General features: G+C 47.3%; 22 protein-coding genes and 1 other RNA gene. 12 read left to right on the plus strand and 11 right to left on the minus strand.

From position 1 onward, the window contains the following. Positions 1-58 precede the first annotated feature (58 nt). Together IY568_RS02675 and IY568_RS02680 are read left to right on the plus strand one after the other, a co-directional pair. Positions 59-1,369, plus strand: a complete 1,311-nt coding sequence (locus IY568_RS02675; protein WP_125563306.1) for a sensor histidine kinase — start codon at positions 59-61, stop codon at positions 1,367-1,369. Positions 1,370-1,557: 188 nt separating this feature from the next. After that, entirely contained in the window at positions 1,558-2,904 is a 1,347-nt protein-coding gene (locus tag IY568_RS02680) for a sodium-dependent transporter (protein ID WP_125563308.1), read from the plus strand. A gap of 350 nt (positions 2,905-3,254) precedes the next feature. Here IY568_RS02680 and pgl read toward each other — a convergent pair whose 3' ends face one another. The 3 genes from pgl to pgi form a co-directional block, all read right to left on the minus strand. Then, a complete protein-coding gene (gene pgl / locus IY568_RS02685; RefSeq protein ID WP_194866717.1) occupies positions 3,255-3,965 on the minus strand; it encodes a 6-phosphogluconolactonase in 711 nt (236 codons plus the stop codon). Next, entirely contained in the window at positions 3,965-5,437 is a 1,473-nt protein-coding gene (gene zwf / locus IY568_RS02690; protein WP_125563312.1) for a glucose-6-phosphate dehydrogenase, read from the minus strand. The genes pgl and zwf overlap by 1 nt, the downstream gene beginning before the upstream one ends. A gap of 468 nt (positions 5,438-5,905) precedes the next feature. Then, the gene (gene pgi, locus IY568_RS02695; RefSeq protein ID WP_125563314.1) at positions 5,906-7,546 is read right to left on the minus strand and encodes a glucose-6-phosphate isomerase; all 1,641 of its coding nucleotides are present in this window, start codon (positions 7,544-7,546) and stop codon (positions 5,906-5,908) included. 389 nt (positions 7,547-7,935) lie between these two features. On the opposite strand from pgi, the gene IY568_RS02700 reads away from it, so the two are divergent. Further along, positions 7,936-8,973, plus strand: coding sequence for a LacI family DNA-binding transcriptional regulator (locus IY568_RS02700; protein WP_125563316.1), 1,038 nt, complete (start codon positions 7,936-7,938; stop codon positions 8,971-8,973). A 35-nt stretch (positions 8,974-9,008) separates the two neighbouring features. Here IY568_RS02700 and IY568_RS02705 read toward each other — a convergent pair whose 3' ends face one another. From IY568_RS02705 to IY568_RS02715, 3 genes are all read right to left on the minus strand, one after another. Then, positions 9,009-11,252 (minus strand): aminotransferase class V-fold PLP-dependent enzyme, encoded by a 2,244-nt coding sequence (locus IY568_RS02705; RefSeq protein ID WP_125563318.1) that lies wholly within the window; start codon positions 11,250-11,252, stop codon positions 9,009-9,011. Positions 11,253-11,425: 173 nt separating this feature from the next. After that, complete coding sequence (locus IY568_RS02710) at positions 11,426-12,502, minus strand: AI-2E family transporter (RefSeq protein WP_125563320.1); 1,077 nt, start codon at positions 12,500-12,502, stop codon at positions 11,426-11,428. Next, positions 12,495-12,752: a hypothetical protein gene (locus tag IY568_RS02715; RefSeq protein ID WP_125563322.1), complete on the minus strand. Its 258-nt coding sequence runs from the start codon at positions 12,750-12,752 to the stop codon at positions 12,495-12,497. The genes IY568_RS02710 and IY568_RS02715 overlap by 8 nt, the downstream gene beginning before the upstream one ends. 124 nt (positions 12,753-12,876) lie before the next feature. Between IY568_RS02715 and IY568_RS02720 the strand changes: the two genes are divergently transcribed. The 5 genes from IY568_RS02720 (at position 12,877) to IY568_RS02740 (ending at position 16,543) form a co-directional block, all read left to right on the plus strand. Continuing rightward, entirely contained in the window at positions 12,877-13,542 is a 666-nt protein-coding gene (locus IY568_RS02720) for a hypothetical protein (RefSeq protein WP_125563324.1), read from the plus strand. Position 13,543: 1 nt separating this feature from the next. Beyond that, positions 13,544-14,995, plus strand: coding sequence for a M48 family metalloprotease (locus IY568_RS02725; protein WP_125563326.1), 1,452 nt, complete (start codon positions 13,544-13,546; stop codon positions 14,993-14,995). Between the two features lie 195 nt (positions 14,996-15,190). Then, positions 15,191-15,538: an arsenate reductase (glutaredoxin) gene (gene arsC, locus IY568_RS02730; RefSeq protein ID WP_125563328.1), complete on the plus strand. Its 348-nt coding sequence runs from the start codon at positions 15,191-15,193 to the stop codon at positions 15,536-15,538. Between the two features lie 4 nt (positions 15,539-15,542). Further along, complete coding sequence (wrbA, locus tag IY568_RS02735) at positions 15,543-16,094, plus strand: NAD(P)H:quinone oxidoreductase (RefSeq protein ID WP_125563330.1); 552 nt, start codon at positions 15,543-15,545, stop codon at positions 16,092-16,094. Then, the gene (locus tag IY568_RS02740) at positions 16,091-16,543 is read left to right on the plus strand and encodes a DUF2069 domain-containing protein (protein WP_125563332.1); all 453 of its coding nucleotides are present in this window, start codon (positions 16,091-16,093) and stop codon (positions 16,541-16,543) included. The genes wrbA and IY568_RS02740 overlap by 4 nt, the downstream gene beginning before the upstream one ends. A 46-nt stretch (positions 16,544-16,589) precedes the next feature. On the opposite strand, the gene IY568_RS02745 is transcribed toward IY568_RS02740, so the two are convergent. Further along, on the minus strand, positions 16,590-16,913 hold the full coding sequence (locus IY568_RS02745) for an RnfH family protein (RefSeq protein WP_010385887.1): 324 nt from the start codon (positions 16,911-16,913) through the stop codon (positions 16,590-16,592). Further along, positions 16,910-17,347, minus strand: a complete 438-nt coding sequence (locus tag IY568_RS02750; protein WP_125563334.1) for an SRPBCC family protein — start codon at positions 17,345-17,347, stop codon at positions 16,910-16,912. Before IY568_RS02750 ends, IY568_RS02745 begins: the two co-directional genes overlap by 4 nt. Before the next feature lie 129 nt (positions 17,348-17,476). Between IY568_RS02750 and smpB the strand changes: the two genes are divergently transcribed. After that, positions 17,477-17,956 carry an SsrA-binding protein SmpB gene (gene smpB / locus IY568_RS02755; protein ID WP_010385884.1) on the plus strand — a complete coding sequence of 160 codons (480 nt, stop codon included), beginning with the start codon at positions 17,477-17,479 and terminating at the stop codon, positions 17,954-17,956. A gap of 61 nt (positions 17,957-18,017) precedes the next feature. On the opposite strand, the gene fabB is transcribed toward smpB, so the two are convergent. Further along, on the minus strand, positions 18,018-19,232 hold the full coding sequence (gene fabB, locus IY568_RS02760) for a beta-ketoacyl-ACP synthase I (protein ID WP_125563336.1): 1,215 nt from the start codon (positions 19,230-19,232) through the stop codon (positions 18,018-18,020). Positions 19,233-19,412: 180 nt separating this feature from the next. Between fabB and mnmC the strand changes: the two genes are divergently transcribed. Further along, positions 19,413-21,398: a bifunctional tRNA (5-methylaminomethyl-2-thiouridine)(34)-methyltransferase MnmD/FAD-dependent 5-carboxymethylaminomethyl-2-thiouridine(34) oxidoreductase MnmC gene (gene mnmC, locus IY568_RS02765; protein WP_194866718.1), complete on the plus strand. Its 1,986-nt coding sequence runs from the start codon at positions 19,413-19,415 to the stop codon at positions 21,396-21,398. Positions 21,399-21,447: 49 nt separating this feature from the next. Here mnmC and IY568_RS02770 read toward each other — a convergent pair whose 3' ends face one another. Next, positions 21,448-22,305 carry a flagellar protein MotY gene (locus IY568_RS02770; RefSeq protein WP_228553109.1) on the minus strand — a complete coding sequence of 286 codons (858 nt, stop codon included), beginning with the start codon at positions 22,303-22,305 and terminating at the stop codon, positions 21,448-21,450. Positions 22,306-22,576: 271 nt separating this feature from the next. On the opposite strand from IY568_RS02770, the gene rnt reads away from it, so the two are divergent. Then, on the plus strand, positions 22,577-23,239 hold the full coding sequence (gene rnt, locus IY568_RS02775; RefSeq protein WP_138539051.1) for a ribonuclease T: 663 nt from the start codon (positions 22,577-22,579) through the stop codon (positions 23,237-23,239). Positions 23,240-23,289: 50 nt separating this feature from the next. Here rnt and IY568_RS02780 read toward each other — a convergent pair whose 3' ends face one another. Beyond that, a complete protein-coding gene (locus IY568_RS02780; RefSeq protein WP_125563344.1) occupies positions 23,290-24,924 on the minus strand; it encodes a DUF342 domain-containing protein in 1,635 nt (544 codons plus the stop codon). A gap of 587 nt (positions 24,925-25,511) precedes the next feature. Between IY568_RS02780 and ssrA the strand changes: the two genes are divergently transcribed. Then, positions 25,512-25,868, plus strand: a transfer-messenger RNA (tmRNA) gene (gene ssrA, locus IY568_RS02785). The last annotated feature ends 15 nt before the right edge of the window (positions 25,869-25,883 follow it).

Consider the following 25,883-nt stretch of genomic DNA (forward strand, 5'->3'; position numbering starts at 1 on the left):
GGACCCCAGCCTTTCCCTTGCCTACCTTATGTAACGGGATTTATCTTTGGAGTAAAGGATGAGAAAGCTCTACCTGTATTTATTAGCGAGCGCTCTAATCTCAATCGTAGTACTGGGCTGGCTGCTTGATACCCTGAGCCAGCAAGCTGAACCTGCAGAAGACGCCTTTGCCTGGCAGGCTAAACTACTTTACGGTGTGACCAATCAAAGCGCCTCCATACCAGAGACACTACGAACGGCTTATATGGAACAAGTAAGTAAAGATTTTGACTTGCCCATCACTTATAGCTCCGGAGATTCATTAGCTTTACCAGTCGAATTAAAAAATCAGATGATGCAGCCAGAAGGCTTGCTGCTGGAGGATGATATTGGCTACTATTTACTCAAGTCGGCCCCCTCACTGGCACCCGATTATCTTGAACTGAGACTCGAAAAACCACCCGAACAATATGATTCTGATGTGTTTTTAACCCTGGCCTTTTATGCCGGGATTTGCACTTTCATGTGGGTAATTTTGGCGCCCCTAGCCAGACGACTTGCTGTCCTGGTCAGCGCAGCGAAACAATTTGCCAGCGGTGATTTAAGCGCTCGCATCGAGGTGAATCATTTTACCTATATCAAAGATCTGGAGCTGACCTTTAACCGCATGGCTAACCAGATAGAAAAACTACTGGCCGAAAATAAGTTGATGGCGTCCAGCTTATCTCACGACATTCGTACCCCGGTGGCCTGTTTACGGTTCGGTTTTGATGCCGCCTTTGAAGAAGACGATATTGAGCAAGTACATGCCCTGATGCATCGGATGGAGAAAGACCTTGATCAGATGGAAGATATGCTGGCCAGTTATCTGTCTTTTGCCACCTTGGAACAAAAGTCACACCTCCTCAAGTTTGCTCCCACCCAACTGGACACCTATATTAGTCATGTGGTTGAACAGATGGCACCTAAACTGTCCAAGAAGCAAATCAATGCCAGCGTATCAGTCCCGGCAAACCTGGAATTGGCTGCCGATCCTCACTGGCTGGCCAGAGCCATCTCCAATTTACTCAGCAATGCCTGCGATTTCGCCAACAAACAGATTATTGTCAGTGCTCAGCAACTGGATCATCAAATTGAAATTCGCGTCGAAGATGATGGTCCAGGCATCGAAGAAGAAAACTGGGCCAAAGTGTTTGACCCCTTTTTCCAGGAACAGGGACATCGTAACCGGGCAGGAAAAAGCTACGGCCTGGGGCTGGCCATTGTTGCAAAAGTAGTCGACTGGCACCACGGGCAAGCCAGTGTCAGCAGATCTGACCTGCTCGGCGGCGCAAAATTCACGCTAACATTTTCCTGTAAAGCCCCGAGAAATACTGTCAAGACTGACTGACAAGCGTTAGATTTATGCTATAAATCAGCTAGATACTAACCACTGATGGATACACTACTGGATTTTTCGGATTACGCTCAGGATTTAAGCAAAAACTTGTGTTAGATCAAAGCAATTTAGGCCTTTTTATTTCCTTTTAATTACAGTAGATTGTTGCCGCCGTCTTTAAAAAAGAGAAGTATAAGAATATGAGCAGTGTGCGCGGAGAGTTCAGCTCTCGCTTCGGATTCATTATGGCTGCAGCGGGATCTGCTGTAGGCCTGGGGAACATTTGGGGTTTCCCCACTCAAACCGCCAGTAATGGTGGTGCCGCTTTTGTATTGATGTATTTGATCCTGGCGTTCTGTCTGGCTTATCCCGCACTGATGGCTGAGCTAGTGATCGGTCGCCATGGTCAGGCCAATGCCGTGTCTTCACTGCAAAAGCTCGGTAACAACCCGATGCAAAAGAAGTTTGCGTTTTTCGTTGGTTTTGGTGGCATCATTTGTGCCGGGCTGATTTTAAGTTTCTACGCCATTGTGGCAGGCTGGATGTTAAGTGCAACCTTTGAGCCCGTTGCCAGCACGGTCGGTGCAACAGGCGCAGCACAGTGGCTTTCAGAGCAATCTCTGCTGAGAGATCTCAGCTTTACGCTTGCCTTTGTCGCCCTGACTATCTCAATCATCAGTAAAGGCGTCGAAAATGGCATAGAAAAGTGGTCCAAGCGTCTTATGCCTGCGTTGCTGCTCATTCTGTTCTCATTAATTGCTTATGTACTGACTCAGGATGGTGCTACAACTGGCTTAAAAGCCTATCTGGTCCCTGACTTTTCCTCATTGCTGGATCCAGCACTGCTAGTAAGCGCGCTCGGCCAGGCTTTCTTCTCTTTGTCGCTGGGTACCAGTGTGATGATCATTTATGGCTCTTACATCAGCAAACAAGAAAATCTCGTATCACTGGGTGCATATGTCACCTTAATCGATGTGTTCATTGCCTTTGTTGCTGGCCTGCTAATCATCCCTGCTATGTATGTGGCACAGGCTCAGGGCGTCGAGATCTTTTCATCAACCGGGCAATTATTGTCAGAAGACACGCTTGTTTTCCAAGTCTTGCCGGCCTTATTTGAAGGCATGGGTGGCGTTGGCGTCTTCGTCGGTTTTGCCTTCTTTGCACTGATGAGCATCGCTGCACTAACCAGCTCCATTTCAATGCTCGAAGCACCGGTGTCCTATGCGGTTGAAAAATTCGCCCTGGCCAGAACGCAGGCAACCTGGATCATTGGTGGAATTATTGCGACAGTGAGCGTAACGATTATTCTCAACTTCTCGACCCTGTTTGGTCTGGTTGTGCAGCTAACCACACAGTTTGGCCAACCCTTGCTTGGCATGCTGTGCTGCATCTTTGTAGGCTGGATCTGGCACCGTCAGAAGCTACTCAAGGAAATCCAGACTGGCCACCCAGAAGTTGCTTCATCGCTGTTCTGGCGCATTTGGCCCTGGTATATCAAGTTTGTTTGTCCGTTGGCCATCGCTCTGGTGTTCATCAATTCCCTGTAATAAAAAGACAAACTCAAATTCACTACAGAGAGGCAACACTGCCTCTCTTTTCATATCCACTATACCTCTACTGGCACACCAGTTTTAGATAATTTATACCAAGTTGCTTAATTAAGCGTTCTATTTTGAGGCGAGAAGATAGAGTCGATAACCAGGCAAAAATTTGTAAACCTATGTCTGAGGTATAAGGTTCTAAATGAGAAATTTTTAACGCCGTTAGCGTCATATTTGCTCCTTCAAATAGAGCAGGTATTAAGTGAAATCAGTATTAGTCGATAAGGATATCCAGGCATTAAAAAAAGCACGCTCGAGGGCGTGCTTTTTTAATGCCTGTTACTGGATACCCTCAATTAAGGGCACCAAAACACGCTAAGCTTCAGCTCTGGGTGATTTAACACCGCACGCAGCGGAATATCGAGCTCGGAGCCTGGCTGCTTAGCTTCTTCATAAACCGCGCGCTTTGCATCCCCACTGATCAACAATACCGCGTGATTAGTATTGGCAATGCCAGCCAAAGTCAGGCTCATACGCTCTGTAATGCTACCCGTTACTTCACTTTGCTTAGCATTGATTGCACACACCAACTCTGAGGTTTGCAATGCTTGCTCTAGCCCCTCTGCATGTGGGAACAAAGAGGCGGTGTGCCCGTCGGGACCCATACCCAAAATGGTGATATCGAATGGCGCTTTTAATTCAGCATAGGCGCCTTCACACTGTGCCTGACCTGCAATGGCCGTTGCCTCAGCATTCTTCATCGTCACAAATGCCGCTTTACTCGCTTCGTTTTGCAATAGTGTTGAGTTTATGAAAGCTTCATTGGACTTGTCATGGTCTGCGTCAACCCAACGCTCATCAACCATGGCGACCGTTACTTTCTCCCAGGGTAAAGATAAATTAGACAGATGCTTGTAGGCAGGTGCAGGAGACGAGCCGCCAGATACCAGCATAGAGGCACGACCATCCACTTCAATCGCCTGACTTAAGGTACTGCTCAACAGCTCAGCCAGCTTTGCTGTCATCGCTTCTTTGCTATCAAAAAACGCTTCGGTCAGTTGTGCCATTATGCTTTTTCTCCTACGTTAAACCAGGCGTGATTATTTTCTTCCAGCAGCTCATCGGCAGCCTCTGGACCCCATGATCCCGCGCGGTAAAGCGAAGGAGTGCCTTTTTCCTGCCAGCGTGCAACAATCGGGTCGATCCACTTCCACGCTTGTCTTACTTCATCACGATGGATAAACAATGCCGGGTTATTCGCCGCTGCATCCAGCATCAGACGCTTGTATGCATCTGAGTGGAAACCTTTGCTGTACTGTTGACTCAACTCAATGTTCAATGTCACTGGCTGCAACTGCATTTCCAGATTATCAAGGCGTTTAGACATCAGCGTAAGCTGAATGCTTTCTTCTGGTTGTAAACGGATCTCAAGGCGGTTTGGCTGAATTGGCCCAACGCTTGGATCGTACACGTTATGAGAAACCGGCTTATATTCAACCACGATTTCTGCACAGCGCTTTTTCATTCGTTTACCCGTTCTCAGGTAAAATGGCACACCAGCCCAGCGCCAGTTATCGATATGTGCTTTAATAGCCACAAACGTTTCTGTCTTACTTGACCCCTCACCAAGCTCTTCCAGGTAACCAGGAACCAGTTTACCGTTCAGATCGCCTGGCACATACTGGCCACGAACGACGTTGTCATCCACATCCTCACCAACCAGGGGGCGTAAGGCTTCAAGCACTTTAAGCTTTTCGGCACGAATGCTATTGGCATTAAGTTTTGACGGGGATTCCATCGCCACCAGACATAGCAACTGCAACAAGTGGTTCTGAACCATATCACGCAGTGCACCGGCCTTATCGTAAAAGCCTGCACGACTTTCAAGGCCTACCGTCTCAGAGATACTGATTTGGATATTGTCGATTGACTTCGCATCCCACAGATTTTCAAACAAGGCGTTCGCAAAACGCAGTGCCATCAGATTCTGAACAGTTTCTTTACCTAAATAGTGGTCAATACGGAAGATTTGATCTTCTTCGAAGAATTGCGCAATTTTCCCGTTAATTTCCTCAGCCGATTTACCGCAATAGCCAATCGGTTTTTCAACAACCACACGAGAATTATCCGTGATCAGGTTCTTTTGTGACAGTAACTCACAACAGGTCCCATACACCGCAGGCGGCAAAGACAAATAAAATACGCGTGATTTTTCTTCCCCATCAGCATCAAGAATGTCTTTCAGTACGTCCCAGTTGTCATCGGCCTCGGTCACATTCACCACCACCGGCACTAAGAACTGGGCAAAGGCCTGCCAGTCTTTTGTGTTAAACTCACCTTCGCTAAGGTGCGATTTAAGTGCTTGCTCTGCCGTGGCGATGTATTGTTCTCTTTGTTCTTGCGCCCGGACGGTAGGGAGTACGCGTGAGCCTTCAGGTAAATTACCTTCTTGATACGCACGATACATTGCAGGTAGTAACTTTCGTAACGCTAAGTCGCCGCCTCCACCAAAAATTACGATATCAAAAGGATTAAGCATAATTATGTCTCACAAGGTTAGGCGCGTCGCAGCTGAGTGCATCACACGCTCGTTAGTTAAAACTGTTTCCAGTCTGCGCTCAGACTAGCAAACTCTGCTTTCTTGCTGGAATTGAATTCGTTTGCACCACACAATGATACCATGGTGTTGTGCCGCAGTGCGGTAAGGGATGGTGATGGCTAGCCCGTCTGATTTCTGTATGTACTTCGTCGTGACGACTACGCCATACATCCCCAGTAAGAGTCTGTTCCGTCACTGCTTGTTGGCTCTGTTAAGCCAGTTTACTCACCTGCCACTTACAGGTTATGACAAGGCAAATAAATTTGAAAAAATGAGCCTTAGGGGCACTGTAATTCCTCTCACAAAAATACAGGCCCTAAGCACTCCAGCGCTACCCGTTCAAAGGTATTCTTTTCATCTGTGCCAGGTTGCAACCGGGCACCCGACAAGCAATTTGCTCATCGGCAATTATCTGTTTTGTTTGTAATACGCGATTAACCCGGCTGTCGAGCTATCGTGTGGATGTTCAACATCATCCTGCGTCAGTTCTGCTTCAATGGCGCTTGCCAGCCCTTTGCCTAGCTCAACACCCCATTGATCAAATGAGCAAACTTCAAGGATGATACCCTGGCAGAATATTTTGTGCTCATACAGCGCAATGAGACGACCAACCGCTTTGGCATCAACTTCGTCCAAAATCATTGACGTTGTAGGCCTGTTTCCTTCATGAATTTTATGTGGCAACAGACGTTCAATTTCTGCTTCTGATTTGCCTTTCGCAGCTAAATCGCTGCGTACCTGCTGCTCATTCACCCCAGCCATCAGGGCTTCAGTTTGGGCGAAAAAGTTAGACAACAAAATGTCGTGATGTTTGGCCACATCGCGCTGTGGTTTAACAGACGCAATAAAATCGGCAGGTACAATGACATTCCCTTGATGCAGGCACTGATAAAATGCATGCTGACCATTGATGCCTGTCATGCCCCAGATAAGCGGTACAGTGGTGTAAGGGACTGTTTGACCTGCAAAGGTAACGTGCTTACCGTTACTTTCCATTTCACCTTGTTGCAAGTAAGCAGGAAGCATATGAAGTGCCTGGTCATAAGGCAAAATGGCTTGCGACTGATAACCCAGGAAACTGGTATTCCAAACGCTCAGCAGCGCCATGATTAATGGAATATTCTGCTCAAATGAAGCATTTTTAAAGTGCTCATCAATTTCGTAAGCGCCTTCTAAAATGGCTTCAAACTTGTCGTAACCCAAATATAGGGCAATAGGTAAACCAATTGCGCTCCACAAAGAGAAGCGTCCGCCTACCCAGTCCCACATGGTAAATACATTTTCATCTGCGATACCAAAAGCACGCGTTTTCTCAAGATTAGTACTTACAGCAACAAAGTGTTTAGCGATTTCGGCTTCGTTTTGAGCAGACTCGAGGAACCAGGCGACAGACGAACGTGCGTTTGTCATGGTCTCTGAGGTGGTAAACGTTTTCGATGAGATCACAAACAAGGTGGTTTCCGGAGAGACCTTATCTAATACATGTGCAAGCTGAACACCATCAACATTAGAAACATAATGTACGTTGAGGGTGTCGTCTGCATAGGAGCTCAGTGCTTCTGTTACCATCTGCGGGCCCAGGTTAGACCCCCCCACGCCGATGGCGACAACATCTTTCACTGCTTTGCCTGTATAACCCAGCCAGTCGCCACTGCGCACTTTGTGACTGAATACTTTAAGCTTTTCAAGCTCTGCATTAACCTGGTCCATGACGTTTTCGCCATCTACATAAATCGGTGTATTACCACGGTTACGCAAAGCGACATGTAACACCGCTCGGTCTTCGGTGATATTGATTTTTTCACCAGCAAACAACTTGTCGCGCCACTGAGCCAAATCACATTGTTCAGCGAGGTTAATCAGCTGTGCGAATGTGTCTTTGTCGATGAGTTGCTTAGAAAAGTCAAACAACAAACCCGGGATCTGACGAGAAAACAGGTCAAATCTCGTTGCATCTTGCTCAAACAAAGATTTTAAATGTTGTGTCTTCAGTTGTTCTGATGCTGTTGTTAAAGCCTGCCAACTCGATAGTTGTGTACGGCAACTCATATTAATTCCCCTAGTGACGATGCGTTTTCAAAACAATAAAAATTGTATTTATCACAAGTGTTAAACGGTGTATTGCGTTAAACATAAGTTAAAATGACAACGCTGTCAAATAGCTAGTTCTCAATTTTACATTGCGCATAATACCCCAATTTTGACTTTTTGACACCGGTATCATTAATTTATTTGGTAGAATTTTTGCTGCTAATTTAAGAGCAAATTGGATAGACTAGAAACAACAAATGATCATTTTATGAAATCAAGGCACGGACTATACCGAGTGAAAACCTGAGTGCTAGTCATCAGGAATGCGCAATGATCGCGCTATAAAGTGCATGGTTAAGCACTTGTACACAATATAGTACCACCTTCTCTCACAGAAGAAAAACAAGATGAAAGTAACCATCAACGATGTAGCAAAACATGCAGGCGTGTCGATGAAAACCGTATCGCGCGTGATTAACAAGGAACCATCGGTACGCAAAAAAACCTATGATCAGGTAATGCAAGCCGTAAAAGAGCTCAATTATCAACCCAATACTGCCGCACGTAACCTGGCAGGCACGTCATCGTTTGCCATAGGATTGGTTTATGACAACCCAAACGCCTACTACATCATAGATATGCAAAACGGGGTACTTTCGCGCTGTAAAGAGGAAGGCTATGAGCTAGTGATCCACCCTTGCAATGCACAGCAAAAAGATATGCAGGCTGAAATCGCAACAATGATTAAACGCTCTCGACTTGCAGGCCTGGTTCTGACTCCCCCACTATCTGAGCAACAACCCATTATTGATATGCTGGATGAGCTCGGGGTCAGCTATGTACGACTCTTGTCGGGCCATAATGAAGACGCAGAAGAAAAATCGAAAAACTGTATCTATGTAGACGATTTTGCAGCCGCTTATGAAATTACAGAGCACCTGCTTTCGCTCGGACACAAACACATTGCGTTTGTTTGCGGTGATGAAGAACACAAATCAACCACAGAGCGCCTGGCAGGCTATAAGCAAGCGCTGGCAGATCATCAAATCGCCTTTAATGAAGACTTCATACACAAGGGCACTTACTCATTCGAATCCGGTGTAAAGGGTGCTAAAGCGCTACTTGAAGATGGTAATCCGAATAAGATCACCGCAATCTTAGGCGGTAACGATGAGGTGGCAGCTGGTGCGTTATTTGCAGCTCGCCTAATGAACATTGAGATCCCGGCGCAACTTTCTATCTCCGGGTTCGAGGACTCCCCGTTCTCGCGTCAGACCTGGCCAAAGCTTACCACGGCACATCAGGCTAATGATGTGATTTCCGAACATGCAGCAAGGCTACTTTTCTCTAAAACCCGTGGCAGTCGAAATCAGGACAAAGACATCACCACCACTTTTACGCCTAATATGGTAGTACGGGAAAGTACAGGTCCGGCGCCACAATAAACACTTAGCCCCGGCATGACCGGGGCTTCAGCGCGCTAATTTAACGCCAATCCACCTGCCAGGTTCGCGACCCGATCAAACCCCAGCATTGCCAGTGTATTACCAGCCTGCATCGAACGATTGCCGGTGCGACACACCAACAGATAATGCTGCGATGAGTCAAGTGCCCCATTACGCAATACATCCGTCATTCTGCTTAGAGGAATATTCAGTACCCGACCAACCGCCAGATTGCCAAACAACTCAGTGATCCCCCGACGTGATACATCGGACTCATACGGTTCCCGGCAATCAATGATCATTCCCTCATGACATTGCAACCACTCTTCTGCGGCAGATCTGTTTAGCGCTTTCACCGCGGGCACAGCCGAGTCCATCAACGCTCCCAGGAATCGCTCTCTGAATGTGCTGGAGTCGCTGTCCATACTGGCTTTTTGCTCAATAAACTCATCGGTTGAACAGGCACCATTAAGCAGGCGACCCAGTAACGGGCTAACCTGTACTTGTGCATGCCAGTTAATTGCAAAGCACTGTTGATAGTCCAGTGCACTACAGATCAAACTATTGTCATCCAGTATTTCATTGAGGCGTAATAGCGTTTCAGCCATAGAAGCCGCACATGCTGTCTCTCCCTGGCTATCACCAAGCCCCTGGGGCAGTAACAGCTTTCCGGCAAAACAGGCAGACACATCATCGCCCTGCATCAATAAATAACAACGATTTTCCGACTCTTTCTCAGCGCCCGGCAGTTGGATCAGCGACTCTTGCAATAAACCATGTGTGCCGTCCACAGGCCAGCCAAAGTCATCGACTACTTTATTATCAATCAGGTTATGAGATAACAAATTCACCGCATCGCTTGCCGGTTCACTCAGATGTGTTTTCAATAGTGCCCTGCAGCCCAGCCCCTGCTTATCCAGCAAGCGTTGTAAACGAGGAACTAGCTCAGGTACAGGGTCCACAATGATAGCCTGTTTATCGGCCGTCACGTACAGCCAACAGCAGGCTCCCTGATGACGTAGCTGAGTTAAGCCAACTGCGCAAGCTTCCTGCTCCGGTGCCGTGCTGTCTGAGACCACCAAACAGTTGTTTTCCAGGATCGGCTGAAGACTTGTCAATGCTTCACATGCCTTGCGGATCTGTGCTTCACTATCGGCCGGTCCAAACGACAGACGAATGGCATTTTCACTTTGCCAGTCCGGGACATTCATTGCATCAAGTACAAAGCTGCGACTTGAGCCTGAACTACAGGCAGATCCTCCGCTGACACGGATCCCCGCAGCATCCAGCAGATCAATGACTTCTTTATTAGTCAGGTGATCCACCGAGAAGTTAAGCGTTGTTGGTACAGACAGCGCAAAATCATGATGAAAAGTGACCTGCTTAAAAGTCGTTTCAATGGCTTCAGCTAACATGCTGCGGTGTTTTTCAAGCTGTTCAACCGGATTAAAAGGAGAGTTTTCTTTATCCAGCAGCATATCAAAGAGCGTACTGAGTGCGGCAATACCTGGAATATTTTCCGTGCCTGAACGCATCCCCGATTCCTGACCGCCGCCCGCAATAAAGGGCGTGTATGGACTGCCACTGCGAATATACAAAAAGCCGATGCCTTTTGGTGCATAGAGCTTGTGGCCGGAAAACGGCGCATAATCTATTGTGGTTTGTGACAATTGCAGCGGCAACTTACCCAAGGCCTGAACACAGTCGACCATCCAGGCAGTTTTCGCATTACCTTCACGGATCACTTGCTCAAGTCTGAGTAAGTCTTGCTTAATACCTGTTTCATTGTTAGCTGCCATAGTGCAGACCATCACTGCCTGTTCAACATGCTCTGCAATAAAGTCCAGATCCAGTATCCCTTTCGAGTCTACGGGTATTTCCAGGATTTGTGCATCCAGACCAAGTAATCGATTCCAGTGCTTTAAGGTATTCGGCACCGCTTTATGTTCCGTTGCGCCGTACATAAGAACTGGCTTTTCGTAAACCTCTTCGGCACGCTGAACATAATCACTCAGAGCTGAAACGATGGCCGTTTGGATCCCTTCTGTTGCACCCGAGGTAAAAAGCAGCTCTCCACTAGTCGCCCCAATCACCTCTCGACCTTTATTTCGGGCCTCTTCCATCAAGTGCTTGGCCTGCACGCCCGTAATGTGCGCACTCGAAGGGTTACCAAAACACACTTGCATGGTATGCACCACGACTTTTGCAATCTCGGGTAATACCGGCGTAGTGGCATTGGCATCGAGGTAGATTAATTGGTCTTGTTCAGACTGGATCACACGGCGCTCCTTTATAACAATATAGAATATCTTATTCCATTCTACACAAAAGGCACAGCAAGCATAATAATCATTTGCTGTATAAATGAAGATCGTTATTCCAAAATGGTACAAGATAACATTGGGGGAGACATGAAAGAACGAGGTGACGCAGGCACGCCACCTGTTATAGATTATTTAGCCTCAGATGCGAGGTATTCCTGTTGCTGTGTTGACCAGGCATTGAGCAGGGCTTTGACTAAAGAGGCCAGCGGAATGGCAAAAAAGACCCCCCAGAACCCCCACAAGCCGCCAAAAAACAGGACAGCGACGATAATGTACACCGGATTCAGGTCTACTGCTTCAGAAAACAGCAAGGGCACCAACACGTTGCCATCCAAAGCCTGGATCACGCCATAAACCACCAATACCGTCCAGAACTCTGGCGCAACACCAAACTGAAATAACGCCACGGCAGCCACAGGCAAAGTCACCACTGCAGCACCAATGAAGGGGATCAACACCGAGAAGCCCACCAAGGTGCCAAGTAAGGCGGCATAACGTAAATCCAACACCGTGAAGGCAATAAAACTGGATAACCCGACAATCACAATTTCAATCACTTTACCCCGAATGTAGTTCATGATCTGATGGTCCATTTCTTCCCAAACCTGATTGATCAGGCGTCTTTCTTTTGGCACCAGCTGCAACAACCCCGCTGTGAGTTGGGTTTTATCTTTCAACATGAAAAACACTAACAAAGGCACCAGAACTAAGTAGATAAGCCAGGCGACGACATCTTTTATAGATGTCAGAGAGGCAGAGACCACCTGTTGGCCAAAATCAAACAACTTGGTTTCCACTGCTCCCACCAGGTTTTGAACCTGCTCTGTCGATATCAGATTCGGGTAATTGTCGGGTAAATGAAGCAGATAATATTTGCCTTCTTCAATCATGGTCGGGGCTTCTTGCACCAAGTTGCTGGTTTGCGCCCACAGCACGGGCAAAATACCAAACATCAGTGCCAGCATGACACTCACAAAGACCAGCATCACGATATTAGTGGCCATCTGCCGGCTGGGCACCACCCGTTGCAGGTGCGTTACGGGCCAATCCAGCAAATAGGCTATAACTATGGCAACTAATACGGGAATAATGAATGTCCCAAAAAAGTATAACAGTGCAGCCATCGCCAGCAGCATCAGCAGTAAGGTCACAGAGTTGGGATCTGAGAACTTGGCCCGATACCAGGATTTAATGAGTTCAATCATCTATACACTCCACTTGTATAAAAAATGGTTCTGACTGTTGATTATGCTGAAATACCATATCTTGATTGTTTAAATAGCGCATTACATCTCGCAAGTCTTGTTCTTTTGTATAAAAAAAGCGCACCGCTTTTGCTTTGGTTTTCGCTTGTTTAAGCTGCCACTTAAACTGGACAAAAAGCTGTGGACACTGAAACGGTCGCAAATCACATTCAATCACGCTGTTTTGAGCCTTATTTAATTCTACTTTCAACCTGTTACAACTCTTAGCCTGTACCAGAACACGGCTCAGGTTTACTCTGTGGGCAAACCGTATAGCCTGAACCCGGTCAATGCGTTATCCTTATAAAAGAGATAGTGATTTTTCGGATTTTCACATGCCTGGTGTAAACAACAAGGCGCGTTTGCCTGACAACCCAACCTTAAAAGAAATAAACTGGTTTAAAAAACAAATTAACTGGGGTGAGTTGCCACCATTTTATCACCTTGTCGCCTCTTCAGTTAGTGAAGGCGAAGGTATTTTTCAACATGGATTTGATCACGCCGTTAAGCGCCTGCTCGACAAGCGCAACTGGAATTTATCTCTGCTTGGCGGATATGAGGACAGCAACGGTATCATCCACTGCGAGAAGGCACCGGCCTTGGCGCTTCATCAAGTGTTTACTGATCGTGGTTTTGAGTTATGGGCTTACCCCATCGCCAAGGGCGTTAAAGTAGATCGTTATCTGAAAGACAATAAATATCTTGAGTTTAACGTCTGGGACCCACATACCATGAAAGTACTGCTGCGGTTTAACCAGCTCCATAAATTTATCGCATTTTATTTCGACAGAGGTGACACCGCAGACAAAGCCCTGATTTTGCATGCACACAAAGTGGTCTATAAAACATTAAACATGCTGCAAAGAGAATTGAACGTTATCAAGGTTGATGGGGTCTCAATTAAAGATTTTTATATGTTGTGCGAAAAAGATGCCCGTGCATGTAGCGATGAAATAGACATCGCCAAGATCATGCTGGGTGACGAAATGAATAAGGACTAGAATGCAGTTAAAAAAGCTGTTTCAGGCATCTCTATGTGCCCTGGCTTTGAGTATGTCAATCCCGGGCCAGGCTCAGTCAACACTTAAACTGCCCGACTTGGGCACATCCGCAGTCCAAGTGTTGCCCATAGACAAAGAACAAGCCATCGGCGAAATTATGATGATGCAGATCCGCTCAGGATCTAAATTGGTACAGGATCCGGTGCTCGATGAGTATTTATCAACACTCGGCAATAAGTTAGTTGCCAATGCTAACGATGTACGCTTTCCTTTTTCCTTCTTTTGGATTGATAACAAAGACATTAACGCGTTTGCCTTTTATGGCGGTCACGTTGGCGTACACACGGGCTTGATGGCACAGGCCGATAACGAAAGTCAGTTTGCATCTGTACTGGGCCACGAAATTGCCCACGTAACCCAGCGTCATTTGGCGCGCAGGATCCAGCAAGCCAAAGACAATAGTGCTCTGACCATTGCGGGTATGATCACAGGTATTCTGGCAACTGTAATCGCCCCGGATGCAGGCATGGCTATCCTGTCGGCCAGTTCAACGCAATCAGCACTGAGTCAGCTTACTCACAGCCGTAAAGCCGAACAGGAAGCCGACCGCTTCGGTATGCAGACCTTGTACAGCGCAGGGTTCGATCCACATGCATCCAGCGAGTTCCTGAGTAAACTGGCAGCCCAGGTGCGTTTTAAAAATAAAGCACCGGTGTTTTTAATGTCTCACCCACTACCCGACTCTCGGGTATCAGACGTCCGTTTGCGTGCTCAACAATACGAACAACGCTATGTACCCAGAAGTCCTCAATTCCAGTTGGCCAAGAGCCGGGTTATTGCCAGATACCAACTCGATAGCGAATCAGCACAGGCGTACTTTGAGCAGGCACTGAAGCGTTCATCAGAACTGGACAAAAGCGCCCTGGAATATGGCCTGGCTATTACTTTCCTGGATCAGGAAAAACTGGATAAAGCCCAAACGGTAATGGACAAATTACTCCGTGCTGACCCCAATAACTTGTTTTATCTGGACGTGTACACCGATCTGTTACTGGCGAAGAAAGATTACGCAGGGATCACTAAGTTACTGGGTGAAAAACATCAACTCAGACCGAATAACCAGGTGATCACGCTAAACTATGCCAATGCAGCAATAAAAGGTGAGCAATATGATCTGGCTGAGCAACTACTGAAGGTCTTTTTGCTGGAAAAGCCAGATCATGTTTTGGCAAGACAACTGCTCACAGACACCTACAAAAAGATGGATGCCAAAGCCGACTACCATGAAAGTCAGGCCAGTTTGCTCAGCCATTACGGGGCCTTTATGCGCGCTGCGGACGAAATTCAAAAAGCGCTCAACCACGTGGAAAAGGAAGAAACCATACGTCGCCTGCGCTTAAAAGCACTACTGACGCAATATCGTGATATGCAAAAAGAACTCGCCAAGCTTTAATTTACCTGCTGTACCATGAACACTGTCGTTTTGCTCGGGCGTTCATGGTGCGGCTATCTGTCTACCCTCCTAAACTTCCTGCCGCGCCGCCCGGGTATACGCCGCTACTTAGCCGGAAAAACATAGGCAGGGCTTACAGGATACGATACAATTTGCGCCAAATTAGATAAGTACCATTACCGTAAAGGATCTTGTATGTCTGTTACGATTTATCACAACCCTCGTTGTTCAAAATCTCGCGAAACGCTGGCTCTGCTGGAATCTCGTGATATTCAGCCTGACGTCGTCGAATACCTGAAAACCCCCATCGATTCGGACACGCTAAGTGCACTATTACAAAAGTTGGGTTTTACCTCTGCTCACCAGCTGGTGCGCAGCAAAGAAACACTCTACAAAGAACTGAACCTGAGCAAAGACAGCGACGAAGCGCATTTGCGTCAGGCAATGCTGGAAAACCCAAAACTCATCGAGAGACCTATCGTAGTTAAAGGTGATAAAGCCGCCATTGGCCGCCCACCTGAATCAGTACTGGATATCCTGTAAACCTATGCCTGAGATCTTAGTTTTATATCATTCAAGCCATGGCTCGGTTGCAGCAATGGCACATGAAATTGCAGAAACACTGGAGTTTCACGGCGCCCAAGTCAGACTTCGTACCTTTGTTGCGAGAGAAGCCCATGACATTGTGGTATCAAAGCAAGATCTCATTGACTGCGATGCGCTCGCATTTGGCACGCCCACACGCTTTGGCATGATGGCGTCGCAAGCCAAAACATTCTGGGAAACGACCAGTGATATTTGGCTCAAAGGCCAGCTTATCGACAAACCTGCATGTGTTTTCTCCTCGTCCAGCAGTATGCATGGGGGCAACGAAGCGACCCTGCTTAATCTGTCTTTGCCGCTGTTACACCACGGTATGCTGCTGATGGGTGTACCCTATGATGTACCTGAACTACTCTCTACCACCAGTGGTGGTACACCTTATGGCGCAACCCATGTGGCAGGCATGGACAACAGCTGTGAGTTAAGCGATACAGAGATAAAAATCTGCCGTGCACTTGCAAAGCGACTGTATACCATTAGCAATAAATTATCATGAGTCAGATCCCTAAAAAAACCGTCACAAAACGCTTTCAGGCCTCAGCCCTTATTGGCTACGTGGGCTTGTTAATTCTTATGCCTTTATGGTTATTTGTGTTGGCACCCCGTGAGGGCTACAGCACAGGTTTCGTGTTTGCGGTATATATTTTACCCCTGTTGTTGCCACTTAAAGGCATTATTCAGGATAAGCCGTATACCTATGCCTGGGCCAACTTCATTGTGTTGATCTACTTCACACATGGACTGACGCTACTTTGGGTGTCTCCGCAGGAAATGCTGCTGATTTTACTTGAGCTCTTTTTTGCCACCTGTATGTTTATTGGCTGTACCTATTACGCTAGACACCGAGGTCAGGAGCTGGGGTTGAAGATCCGTAAGCTAAAACAGGATTTAGCAGATGAGAAAGCGGCTTACGAGCAAGATAGCCCTAAGGACGAAGACAAGTAACGCAATCAGGCCATGCGCGTCAGCACAGCGGCCTGAACTTTAACTGCTAATTAGATAATGGGCGTCCACCAGTGATTTTATTGGCACGCCCTTCTTCTTTGGCTTTTTCAGCCCGACGACGGCGCGCTTCTTTTGGATCGGCGATAAGTGGGCGATATACCTCAATCCGATCGCCAGCTCGTACCACATGATTCAGCTTAACCGTTCTGTTCCACACACCCAGGCTCAGGTTCGTCGGGTCAATTTCAGGGCATCGTTCCAAAATACCACTTTGTAAAACCACTTGTTCCACCGAGGTTCCCTCTGCAACGTCGACACTGAGCGTAGTGGCCTTATCGGGCAACGCAAATACCACTTCAACCTGGATCATGAGCGTACTCCGTATACAATTTTGGCTCGCTGTGTAAAGGCAGAGACCATGTTCTTTGCCACTTCATTAAAGATACGGCCAAATGCCAGCTCAACTAGCTTATTAGCAAATTCAAACTCTAGCTTTAAACAGACTTTACACGCCTGCTCATCCAATTCGACAAACTCCCAATATCCGTGCAATGATTTAAACGGACCATCAACGAGCTGCATTCTAACCCGGTTACCTTCGTACTGATTCTTAGTCGTAAACCATTTTGTCAAACCAGCCTTAGAGATTTCAAGGCTTGCAGTCATACCCTGATCTGAAGTATCTATCACCCGCGCCCCGGAACAATGCGGCAAAAAAGCGGGATAAGCGTCAACATCATTGACCAAGTTAAACATCTCTTGTGTGCTGTACATCACTAACGCACTTTTTTCTACTTGTGGCATACGCTCTCCAAACTCTAACAAGGCGATTTTACCAAGGTTTTCAAGATTTATCTTGTTTGTGACAGGCGACTGCGCGAAAATAGCCACAATTTTTGATCCGCGCCGATATACAAGGTAGACTAAGCCATTATGGCAAAGAAAAAACCAAACAAATCAAATAGCAATACCATAGCGCTAAATAAAAAGGCGCGTCATGAGTATTTTTTACACGACAAGTTCGAAGCGGGTATTGAGCTTCAGGGGTGGGAAGTTAAAAGCATTCGCTCTGGCAAGGTCAATATCACAGATACTTATATTCACCTGAAAGACGGCGAAGCCTACCTGCTTGCCAGTCAGATCCAACCACTTAATAGCGCATCCACACATGTTATATGCGACCCAATGCGCTACCGTAAGTTGCTACTTAAAAAGCGCGAAATAGACCGGCTGATCGGTGCAACTGAGCGTGATGGCTTCTCATTAGTCGCCACTGCCATGTACTGGAAGAAGTGCTGGGTGAAACTTGAGTTCCACCTTGCCAAAGGTAAGAAAATGCATGATAAACGGGCCGACATCAAAGACAGAGACTGGTCTCGTGATAAAGAGCGCCTGATGAAACATAAAGCCTAATACCAAGACACATAAAAAAACCGCCTTTCGGCGGTTTTTTATTCCTCAATGACAAAGGCCATTAAGCTTTATACTTTTGCATAACCAAGGTCGCGTTAGTACCACCAAAACCAAAACTGTTCGACATGACAGTATTCAGTTCTTGCTCACGCATTTCAGTGACAATATCCAGACCTTGTGCCTGCTCATCCAGCTCGTCAATGTTGATAGACGGTGCGATGAAGTTGTTTTCCAGCATCAGCAATGAGTAGATAGCTTCATGAACGCCTGCAGCACCCAATGCGTGACCTGTCATTGCTTTAGTTGCACTAATCGCAGGGGAATTATCACCAAATAATTCCTGAATAGCGCCCAGCTCTTTCACATCACCAACTGGTGTAGACGTACCATGTGTGTTCAGGTAATCGATTGGGCCGTCGAGATCTTGCATCGCCTGCTTCATACATCTCACAGCACCTTCACCAGACGGCGCAACCATGTCATAACCATCAGACGTCGCACCGTATCCTACAATCTCTGCATAGATGTGTGCGCCACGTGCCAGTGCATGCTCAAGCTCTTCAACGACCACAATACCGCCACCGCCAGAGATAACGAAACCATCACGGTTTGCATCATATGTACGAGAAGCCGTTTCTGGCGCTTCATTGTACTTGGTTGACAAGGCACCCATAGCGTCGAATTCCATTGCCAGAGTCCAGTGTAGCTCCTCACCACCACCAGCAAAGATCACGTCCTGCTTGCCCAGTTGGATCTGCTCAACAGCGTTGCCGATACAATGTGCGGAAGTCGCACAGGCAGAACTAATTGAATAGTTTACACCTTTGATTTTAAAAGGTGTTGCCAGACAAGCTGAAGCTGTACTTGCCATCGTGCGCGGTACCATGTAAGGACCTACACGCTTTACGCCTTTCTCACGCAGAATGTCCGCGGCTTCAACCTGATATTTAGATGAACCACCACCTGAACCAACGATCAGACCAGTACGCTCATGTGAAACTTGCTCAGGTGCCAAACCTGAATCTTCAATCGCCTGTGCCATTGAAATATAAGAAAATGCAGCTGCGTCGCCCATAAAGCGATGTGCTTTACGGTCAACCAGAGACTTCACGTCAATATCCAGCTTGCCTGATACCTGGCTGCGCAGATTTACGTCTGCGAACTCTTGGTTAAAAGCGATACCACTTTTACCCGCTTTCAAAGACTCTAGTACTTCTTGCTTGTTGTTACCGATGCTTGACACTACACCGATACCCGTAATAACGGCTCTTCTCATGGGTAATTCCCTTAGGACTTTTTAAATTTACGCGTATTCTACGCTGAAACCAGGCACCAAGTGGTCAGCTTTCCAGCGTACACACGTACTCTGAACTGATATTTGTTAAAATGCAACGGACGAACGCAAATAAAATCCGTAAAATAGACACCAATTTAGTAGCGAACTTTTATACACACTATGATACGCAACGCCCAGATACACTTTAACGACGCAGGAACACCAGTCGCAGACAGCTTTGACGATGTCTACTTTTCAAATGATGATGGCCAGGCTGAGTCCGACTATGTTTTTTATTCGCAAAATAAGCTCAATACCCGTTTACTGAGCCATGACCGCAGCCACTTTGTGGTTGCAGAAACCGGATTTGGCACCGGCCTGAATTTTCTTAATACCTGGGCTCAATTTCAACGACTAAAAACACAGCGTAACGTTCAGCGTCTTTATTTTATTTCATTCGAAAAATACCCGATTAAGATTGAAGATTTAAGACAAGCCTTAAAAGCATGGCCGGATCTGTCAGAACAAGCCGAACAACTCTGCGCCCAATACCCAGATGCCGTTGAAGGCTGTCATCGTCTTGAATTTGATGATGGGCAGGTGATCCTGGATCTGTGGTTTGGCGATGTGCATGATTCCTTGCCGAAACTGTCTTATGGGCCACAGGGCTTGGTTGATGCCTGGTACCTGGACGGCTTTGCTCCGAGTAAAAACCCGGACATGTGGCAACAATCCCTGTTTGATGCCATGGCGGCTCTGAGCCGAGACAACGCCACATTTGCCACTTTCACCGCAGCGGGTTTTGTCCGCAGAGGCTTGCAGCAGGCAGGCTTCAACTGCCAAAAAGTGAAAGGCTACGGTCGTAAGCGGGAAATGGTAATTGGTCAGTTTGAGGCAGCCAACACGCAAGCAACTAACCCACAATATTATCGTCATTCACCGCGTACACTACACAAAGTTGCTATCATAGGCGGCGGCATAAGCGCAGCCTGTTTGAGCTACCATCTTGCCAAACGTGATATCAACACAACTTTATTCTGCAAAGATGATACGCTGGCCAGCGGCGCATCGCATAATCGTCAGGGTGCCGTGTACCCCAACCTGCAAGCCCAGTACAGCACCACCAGCGAGTTGTATGGGTTGAGCTTTTTATACGCGCGCCGCTTTTATCAACACATTGAAGCATTGGGTTTTGACTATGACCACGACTGGTGTGGCGTACTCTTGCAAAGTGTGACGGATGGTAAGCGCACACAGCATCAAAAAATCGCCGCCAGTGACTTATTTCCCAAATCTCTGATACGTCCGGTCTCTGTGGCAGAAGCGCAAGCGCTGGCTAATATTGATACTCCGTTCGAGGGACTCTTTATTGAACAGGCAGGCTGGGTAAGTCCACCTCAGCTCACAGCAGCAGTTTTTAATGCAGCCCAGTCCAAGTGTCAAAGCCAGCAACACTTAAATACAGATGTGAGCGCGCTAGAAAAGCGTGAGGATGGCTGGTATTTACAAATCAACAAGCAGTGGCAAGGCCCGTTTTCAGATGTCTTCGTCTGTGGTGGTGAACACAGTGATATGTTCGCACAAACTCAGCACTTAGGGCTGCACGGTGTGCGCGGCCAGGTTTCACATATCCAGGCAGGGGAAGCTTCCTCCAAACTCACTACCGTGTTATGCCATAAAGGGTACTTTACGCCCAGTATAGCGGGTGAACATTGCATGGGTGCGACCTTTGAAAAATACAGTAAAGGCCGAGAAGTGACCGAGCAGGATAACCTAACCAACCGCGCTCAGTTACAGGGCTTTTATGCAGATACTGAGTTTGATCAAAGCCTTGGGGAAATCACAGGTGCAAAAGCAGCTGTACGTTGCTGTTTTAACGACCACTTTCCGATGGTAGGCCAGGTGCCGGATCCTGACAGCCTGTGCAGTGCGTTTGCAAACCTGCGCCGGGGCAAACACGATGACTTTGAGCCGTTAACTGAGTCTCATGAGGGATTACATGTGGTGACCGGGTTTGGTGCCAGAGGACTATGCAGCGCCCCTTTAGTGACAGAGCACCTGGTTGCGGCGCTGTGTGACGAGCCCCGCCCGTTTAGCGAGCGGATCAATCAGGCATTGCATCCTGCCCGCTTTGTGGTCCGGGACTTAATCAGGAATAAGATCTAACCCGAAACTGCCACTTTGCAGCGGCGCGCCTGAAAAGCGCGCCTGGCTGTTACGGTTTCGAGATCTGAATAATGACCCGACGGTTTTTATCCCGACCAATCGGCGTGTCGTTTGGTGCAACGTGACGCTTTTCGCCAAATCCATCAGTGACAATTTTATCTTCGGGTATGCCTTTTGACGCCATGTAGGTTTTTATCGCCTCAGCCCGTTTTTTCGACATAGCCATATTAACCGAGCGGCCACCATAGCTATCCGTGTACGCCGAAATGTAAATGGATTCAATTTGCGGGTCGTTATTCAGATATTCTCCGATCATATCCAAACGTTTTCGTGATGACTTGGTCAGCTCACTGCTGTTGAACTTGTAGTTCATCACCGTAAATGCGATGTCTTCAAAGCTGTAGGGCAGCAAATTATCGCGACACTGCAAAAATTCCCAATAGGCATTTTTAAAGTTCACTGACGAAAGTGCTACAGAGATCTGATCATGCTGGTTTTGCCAGTCCTGATAATAAAAAGTAGGATAATAGCCCTTCTCTAACTCAGTCAGCATCTCCCAGCTAATGGCATTGGTGAGTTCCCCATCAAATTTCTTCAACAGCTTCATCTGGCCCATAACTCTGGCTGGCATTCCGGCTCGCCACGCCGGTGGCACCGACTCCAGACCTGCAAAATCGTAACTCTCGGGCCTGACCACCATATCCAGATTAAAGGTAAGATCTTTGTTTTTACTCGCCGTAGCCTGGAATATCGCTTCACCATAATAAGGGACTTCATGTGACAAGGCACAAGACAACCGCGTTGTCCTGTCAACAAACCATTGGGAGCTGTCTGCTGTGGCAGAGTATTGCCGCATTGCACCGTGCGCCTGAAGTGTCAGGATACTCAGTGTGGTAGCAATAATCAGGTTCGCTTTAAACTTCACGCTCTTACTCCGCTTTAAACAAAAATATCGAACTGGACGAACAGATTGATTGGCCATCGCAATCGTCAGGTAACGCCTCACCGATAGTTAAAGCAATAATCATGCCTTTAAAAGCGGATTCTGACGGCAAAGTTCTGACGCCTGCATCTCTTCACATCTACCTTGCTCTGTGTGCAGGAAGCACGCCACTAAATTCGCATCTTTATCTCTGATCAGTATAATAGGCCGCTCAATTTAGTAAACCAAGCAGATTATGGCAGAACAAGAGCAAACCCTATTCGCAAAGCGCTTCCGCGGCTTCTTTCCGGTCGTCATTGACGTAGAAACCGCAGGCTTTAATAAAGACACCGACGCACTGCTGGAAATTGCTGTCAGCATGCTCAAGATGGATGAACAGGGCCTGCTCAGCCTAGACCACACGGTACACTTTCATGTGGCGCCATTTGAAGGTGCCAATATCGAGCAGTCGGCGATTGAGTTTAATGGCATTGATCCCTTCAGCGCGCTCCGAGGCGCGGTTGATGAGGAAGAAGCCATCAAAGAGATCTGTAAAGCGGTACGTAAAGCCCAAAAAGCCGCTGGATGCCAGCGCTCTGTGGTGGTCGCGCACAATGCGGCGTTTGACCATGGCTTTTTAAACGCAGCCATTGAACGTTGTAAAATCAAGCGTACCCCGTTTCATCCATTTGTGAGCTTTGATACCACCTCACTGGCCGGACTAGCACTGGGTCAGACCGTACTGGCTAAAGCCTGTCGCACTGCGGGGATTGAGTTTGACAACAGTCAGGCACATTCAGCCCTGTATGATACCGAACGCACCGCTGAGCTATTCTGCCATATCGTTAATAAATGGCAGGCTTTGGGCGGCTGGCCTCTGCCAGACGTTGAGGATGAGAGCGACGAAGGGTCAGAGTAGCTCGCTACTTTTGGATACGCGATACCGCACACCGAGGTATCGCGACGCAGTTACTGAGTGGCGAATTCCTGGGTGATTTTACCCTCGTCCAGCAGGACCGAGTGAGGCGGATAGATCCGTGAAAACGATTTACTGTCTCTGGCAATGGTCAACTCTATTCCCGGATGCATCAATTCATTGACCTTAATCCGGCTAAGCTTTAATAGTCGCGCCAGCTTTTGCTGTACCAGCTTCATATTTCTTTGATTACGTGCGTAATGTTTACTGAGCTGTTGTTCATTCTGAGCCAGCTTACTGAGATAAGCATCGCGTTTATTAGAGGCAGGCGCCTTTTGGGCTTTGATCTGTGCACGTTTCAGGGCAAGGGTTTTATCTGTGAGGCGTTTTTCGAGGTCTTTAAATTCTTGTTGTTTTTGCTTTAGCATATGCCAGTCCTGGGCCAGCGCAATCCGCGTTCGTGTCCCCGACGGAGCCCCTACTTCGCCTGCTTCTATACGCATAGCATCATAAACTGTGCCACCGATCAACTTACCTCGCGGCGTATCGCCTTTTCCTACCCGGATCATTCGCTTGGCTCTGAGGTCACAATGTAAAACCTGGCGCTCAATCAGCAGATCCTGTTCAGATTCTATATGACAATATTGAGCATAGCCGATAGAAACCGTACGCTTTGCCTTGATACAACAACTGAAATCTTCGCCTTCATCACGCTTACGACCAATCACACCCAGCATCACGGTAACAGCACCATTGCTTTCAAGTTGGGCAGACTCAACAAACCCAATCACGGTAATATCTCCGGACGCTTTGATTTTCATACCATCTTTAACATCACCGCTGACGATCACACTGCCGTCAAATTCAATATGACCTGTGGTGACATCAACCTGATCGTAACACAACACATCGTCAACGCGGATCCCACGCGGAATAGCAACAGGTACACCTTTGGCGTCCGCAATAAGCAGATTAGGATCATCTGGTGAGATTTTAGTACCTTCGGGTACTTCCAGCGCAAAGTCTTTGCCTGGCTTGGGCTCAAGCACATCACCAAACACAGAGTAGCCCTCTTCACCCGGTGTGGGCGGGATGCGCTTCATAAGAGGACTGCCCGGACTCACAGTAATGATGGCACCCAGGTCACGCATATCAACTTTGCCGCCATCTTTTTGTTGCGGACTCAGCACTCTGTCTTGCGCTGTCATGCACAAACGGACAAATCGGGCGTCGGTGCCATCTTTAGCGCGTTGACCATGGGCAACGATACCACTGTAAACACTGCCCGGAGACTGCTCAAACTGCTGACCTAAAAAGGTGTCCAAGGCCTGCTTACTGATACCACGCTTAACCCCTGCTGATTTAAGAGCTTCACGGGCTTGATCCATGGTGACCATTTTACCGCCGCGTGCCGTTGTCAGGCGTGCTTCAGCCATCATGTTATTTTCGTCAACCCGAATAGACAACTCGGCATCAACCGCCTGCGCAACAATTAAAGAATCCTTCTCCCTGTCATCCGACGGCGAAAACAACTGCCCGATATTGGCATGTATGATATCAAAGTCGGCATAAGGAGAGCTTTCCAGCGCTTCAACAAGCTGCGCGGAACTGGCCGGAAACCCGGTATTTGCAGGGTGTTCGTTCATTGAAACGTACCCTGACTCCTCATCAAAATGAAACAAAGACATCACTTACTTCCCGAAAAATATGCACGATGTTATTAAATTTATTATGCACTACCAGGTCTATACATAGGGCTCGGCCGCTGTGTAACCTCTTATTGTGTATTGCATCCATGCTGACAATCTGTGAAGAGCTTATACAGAAAACAGCCTGCGATACCACCGCCAAAAAAGCGCTCACGCTTCTAATAGCATTGATATCTAGTCCCATCATTTTACACTTGTACCCAATCATGCAAGCGAATTTTGACAAACAACAAAAATCACGTGGAAAAATTACAACCAAAGTGCTATATTTCCCATAATCTAAGATGCGGCCAAATTTCAAGTTTAGCTAAAACAAGTACAAGCCTGCCAATCAGACTAAACAACGATACATAAAAACAACCATTGCCTTGCCTTATTTGAGCATAACCTTCCCTAATTGTTAAGCCCGACCAGCCGCTCAGCTAGACAAAATATAAACGATTGTAAATGAGACTTGAGTATAAAACCGCCAAGTAGTTCTTATCACTGTACTTATCGGCAAACTTCGCTTGAGCTTTAGGGATTTTATTGGGTATAATCACAATTACTGACTGAAAGAGATTTCAGGGGCTGATTAGGATTCGACAGGATTCATGAAGCCTGAGGTGCATGTCGAGGGGCGGTTGGCCTCGTAAAAAAGCCGCATTTAAAGTAATCGCAAACGACGATAACTACGCTCTAGCGGCATAATAGCCCGCTAGCACTCTGCCAAGATATGCTTGTGGATCTGGATTATGAGTGTCACCCTACACAAGATCGCTACGGAAACCCTGGCCGGGGTTGAAGGGCTAAATTTAAGCGGCCTCGCCTTTACTTATCGTGTTCGTCCGAGACTTAAAGGTTAACCAAAAGACGATACTAAACATGTAGGACCGAAGGTCGACGCTTTCTGGACGGGGGTTCAAATCCCCCCAGCTCCACCAATAAATAAGCCCCCG

This window comes from Pseudoalteromonas sp. PPB1 (genome assembly GCF_015356275.1).
GTDB classification, from domain to species: Bacteria; Pseudomonadota; Gammaproteobacteria; order Enterobacterales; family Alteromonadaceae; genus Pseudoalteromonas; species Pseudoalteromonas rubra_D.

What these genes read in the sequence shown, in the direction of transcription:
- IY568_RS02675 (WP_125563306.1), top strand. Translation starts at nt 59, where the DNA reads ATGAGAAAGCTCTACCTGTATTTATTAGCGAGCGCTCTAATCTCAATC.
- IY568_RS02680 (WP_125563308.1), top strand. Translation starts at nt 1,558, where the DNA reads ATGAGCAGTGTGCGCGGAGAGTTCAGCTCTCGCTTCGGATTCATTATG.
- pgl (WP_194866717.1), bottom strand. Translation starts at nt 3,965, where the DNA reads ATGGCACAACTGACCGAAGCGTTTTTTGATAGCAAAGAAGCGATGACA.
- zwf (WP_125563312.1), bottom strand. Translation starts at nt 5,437, where the DNA reads ATGCTTAATCCTTTTGATATCGTAATTTTTGGTGGAGGCGGCGACTTA.
- pgi (WP_125563314.1), bottom strand. Translation starts at nt 7,546, where the DNA reads ATGAGTTGCCGTACACAACTATCGAGTTGGCAGGCTTTAACAACAGCA.
- IY568_RS02700 (WP_125563316.1), top strand. Translation starts at nt 7,936, where the DNA reads ATGAAAGTAACCATCAACGATGTAGCAAAACATGCAGGCGTGTCGATG.
- IY568_RS02710 (WP_125563320.1), bottom strand. Translation starts at nt 12,502, where the DNA reads ATGATTGAACTCATTAAATCCTGGTATCGGGCCAAGTTCTCAGATCCC.
- IY568_RS02720 (WP_125563324.1), top strand. Translation starts at nt 12,877, where the DNA reads ATGCCTGGTGTAAACAACAAGGCGCGTTTGCCTGACAACCCAACCTTA.
- IY568_RS02725 (WP_125563326.1), top strand. Translation starts at nt 13,544, where the DNA reads ATGCAGTTAAAAAAGCTGTTTCAGGCATCTCTATGTGCCCTGGCTTTG.
- arsC (WP_125563328.1), top strand. Translation starts at nt 15,191, where the DNA reads ATGTCTGTTACGATTTATCACAACCCTCGTTGTTCAAAATCTCGCGAA.
- wrbA (WP_125563330.1), top strand. Translation starts at nt 15,543, where the DNA reads ATGCCTGAGATCTTAGTTTTATATCATTCAAGCCATGGCTCGGTTGCA.
- IY568_RS02740 (WP_125563332.1), top strand. Translation starts at nt 16,091, where the DNA reads ATGAGTCAGATCCCTAAAAAAACCGTCACAAAACGCTTTCAGGCCTCA.
- IY568_RS02745 (WP_010385887.1), bottom strand. Translation starts at nt 16,913, where the DNA reads ATGATCCAGGTTGAAGTGGTATTTGCGTTGCCCGATAAGGCCACTACG.
- IY568_RS02750 (WP_125563334.1), bottom strand. Translation starts at nt 17,347, where the DNA reads ATGCCACAAGTAGAAAAAAGTGCGTTAGTGATGTACAGCACACAAGAG.
- smpB (WP_010385884.1), top strand. Translation starts at nt 17,477, where the DNA reads ATGGCAAAGAAAAAACCAAACAAATCAAATAGCAATACCATAGCGCTA.
- fabB (WP_125563336.1), bottom strand. Translation starts at nt 19,232, where the DNA reads ATGAGAAGAGCCGTTATTACGGGTATCGGTGTAGTGTCAAGCATCGGT.
- mnmC (WP_194866718.1), top strand. Translation starts at nt 19,413, where the DNA reads ATGATACGCAACGCCCAGATACACTTTAACGACGCAGGAACACCAGTC.
- rnt (WP_138539051.1), top strand. Translation starts at nt 22,577, where the DNA reads ATGGCAGAACAAGAGCAAACCCTATTCGCAAAGCGCTTCCGCGGCTTC.
- IY568_RS02780 (WP_125563344.1), bottom strand. Translation starts at nt 24,924, where the DNA reads ATGTCTTTGTTTCATTTTGATGAGGAGTCAGGGTACGTTTCAATGAAC.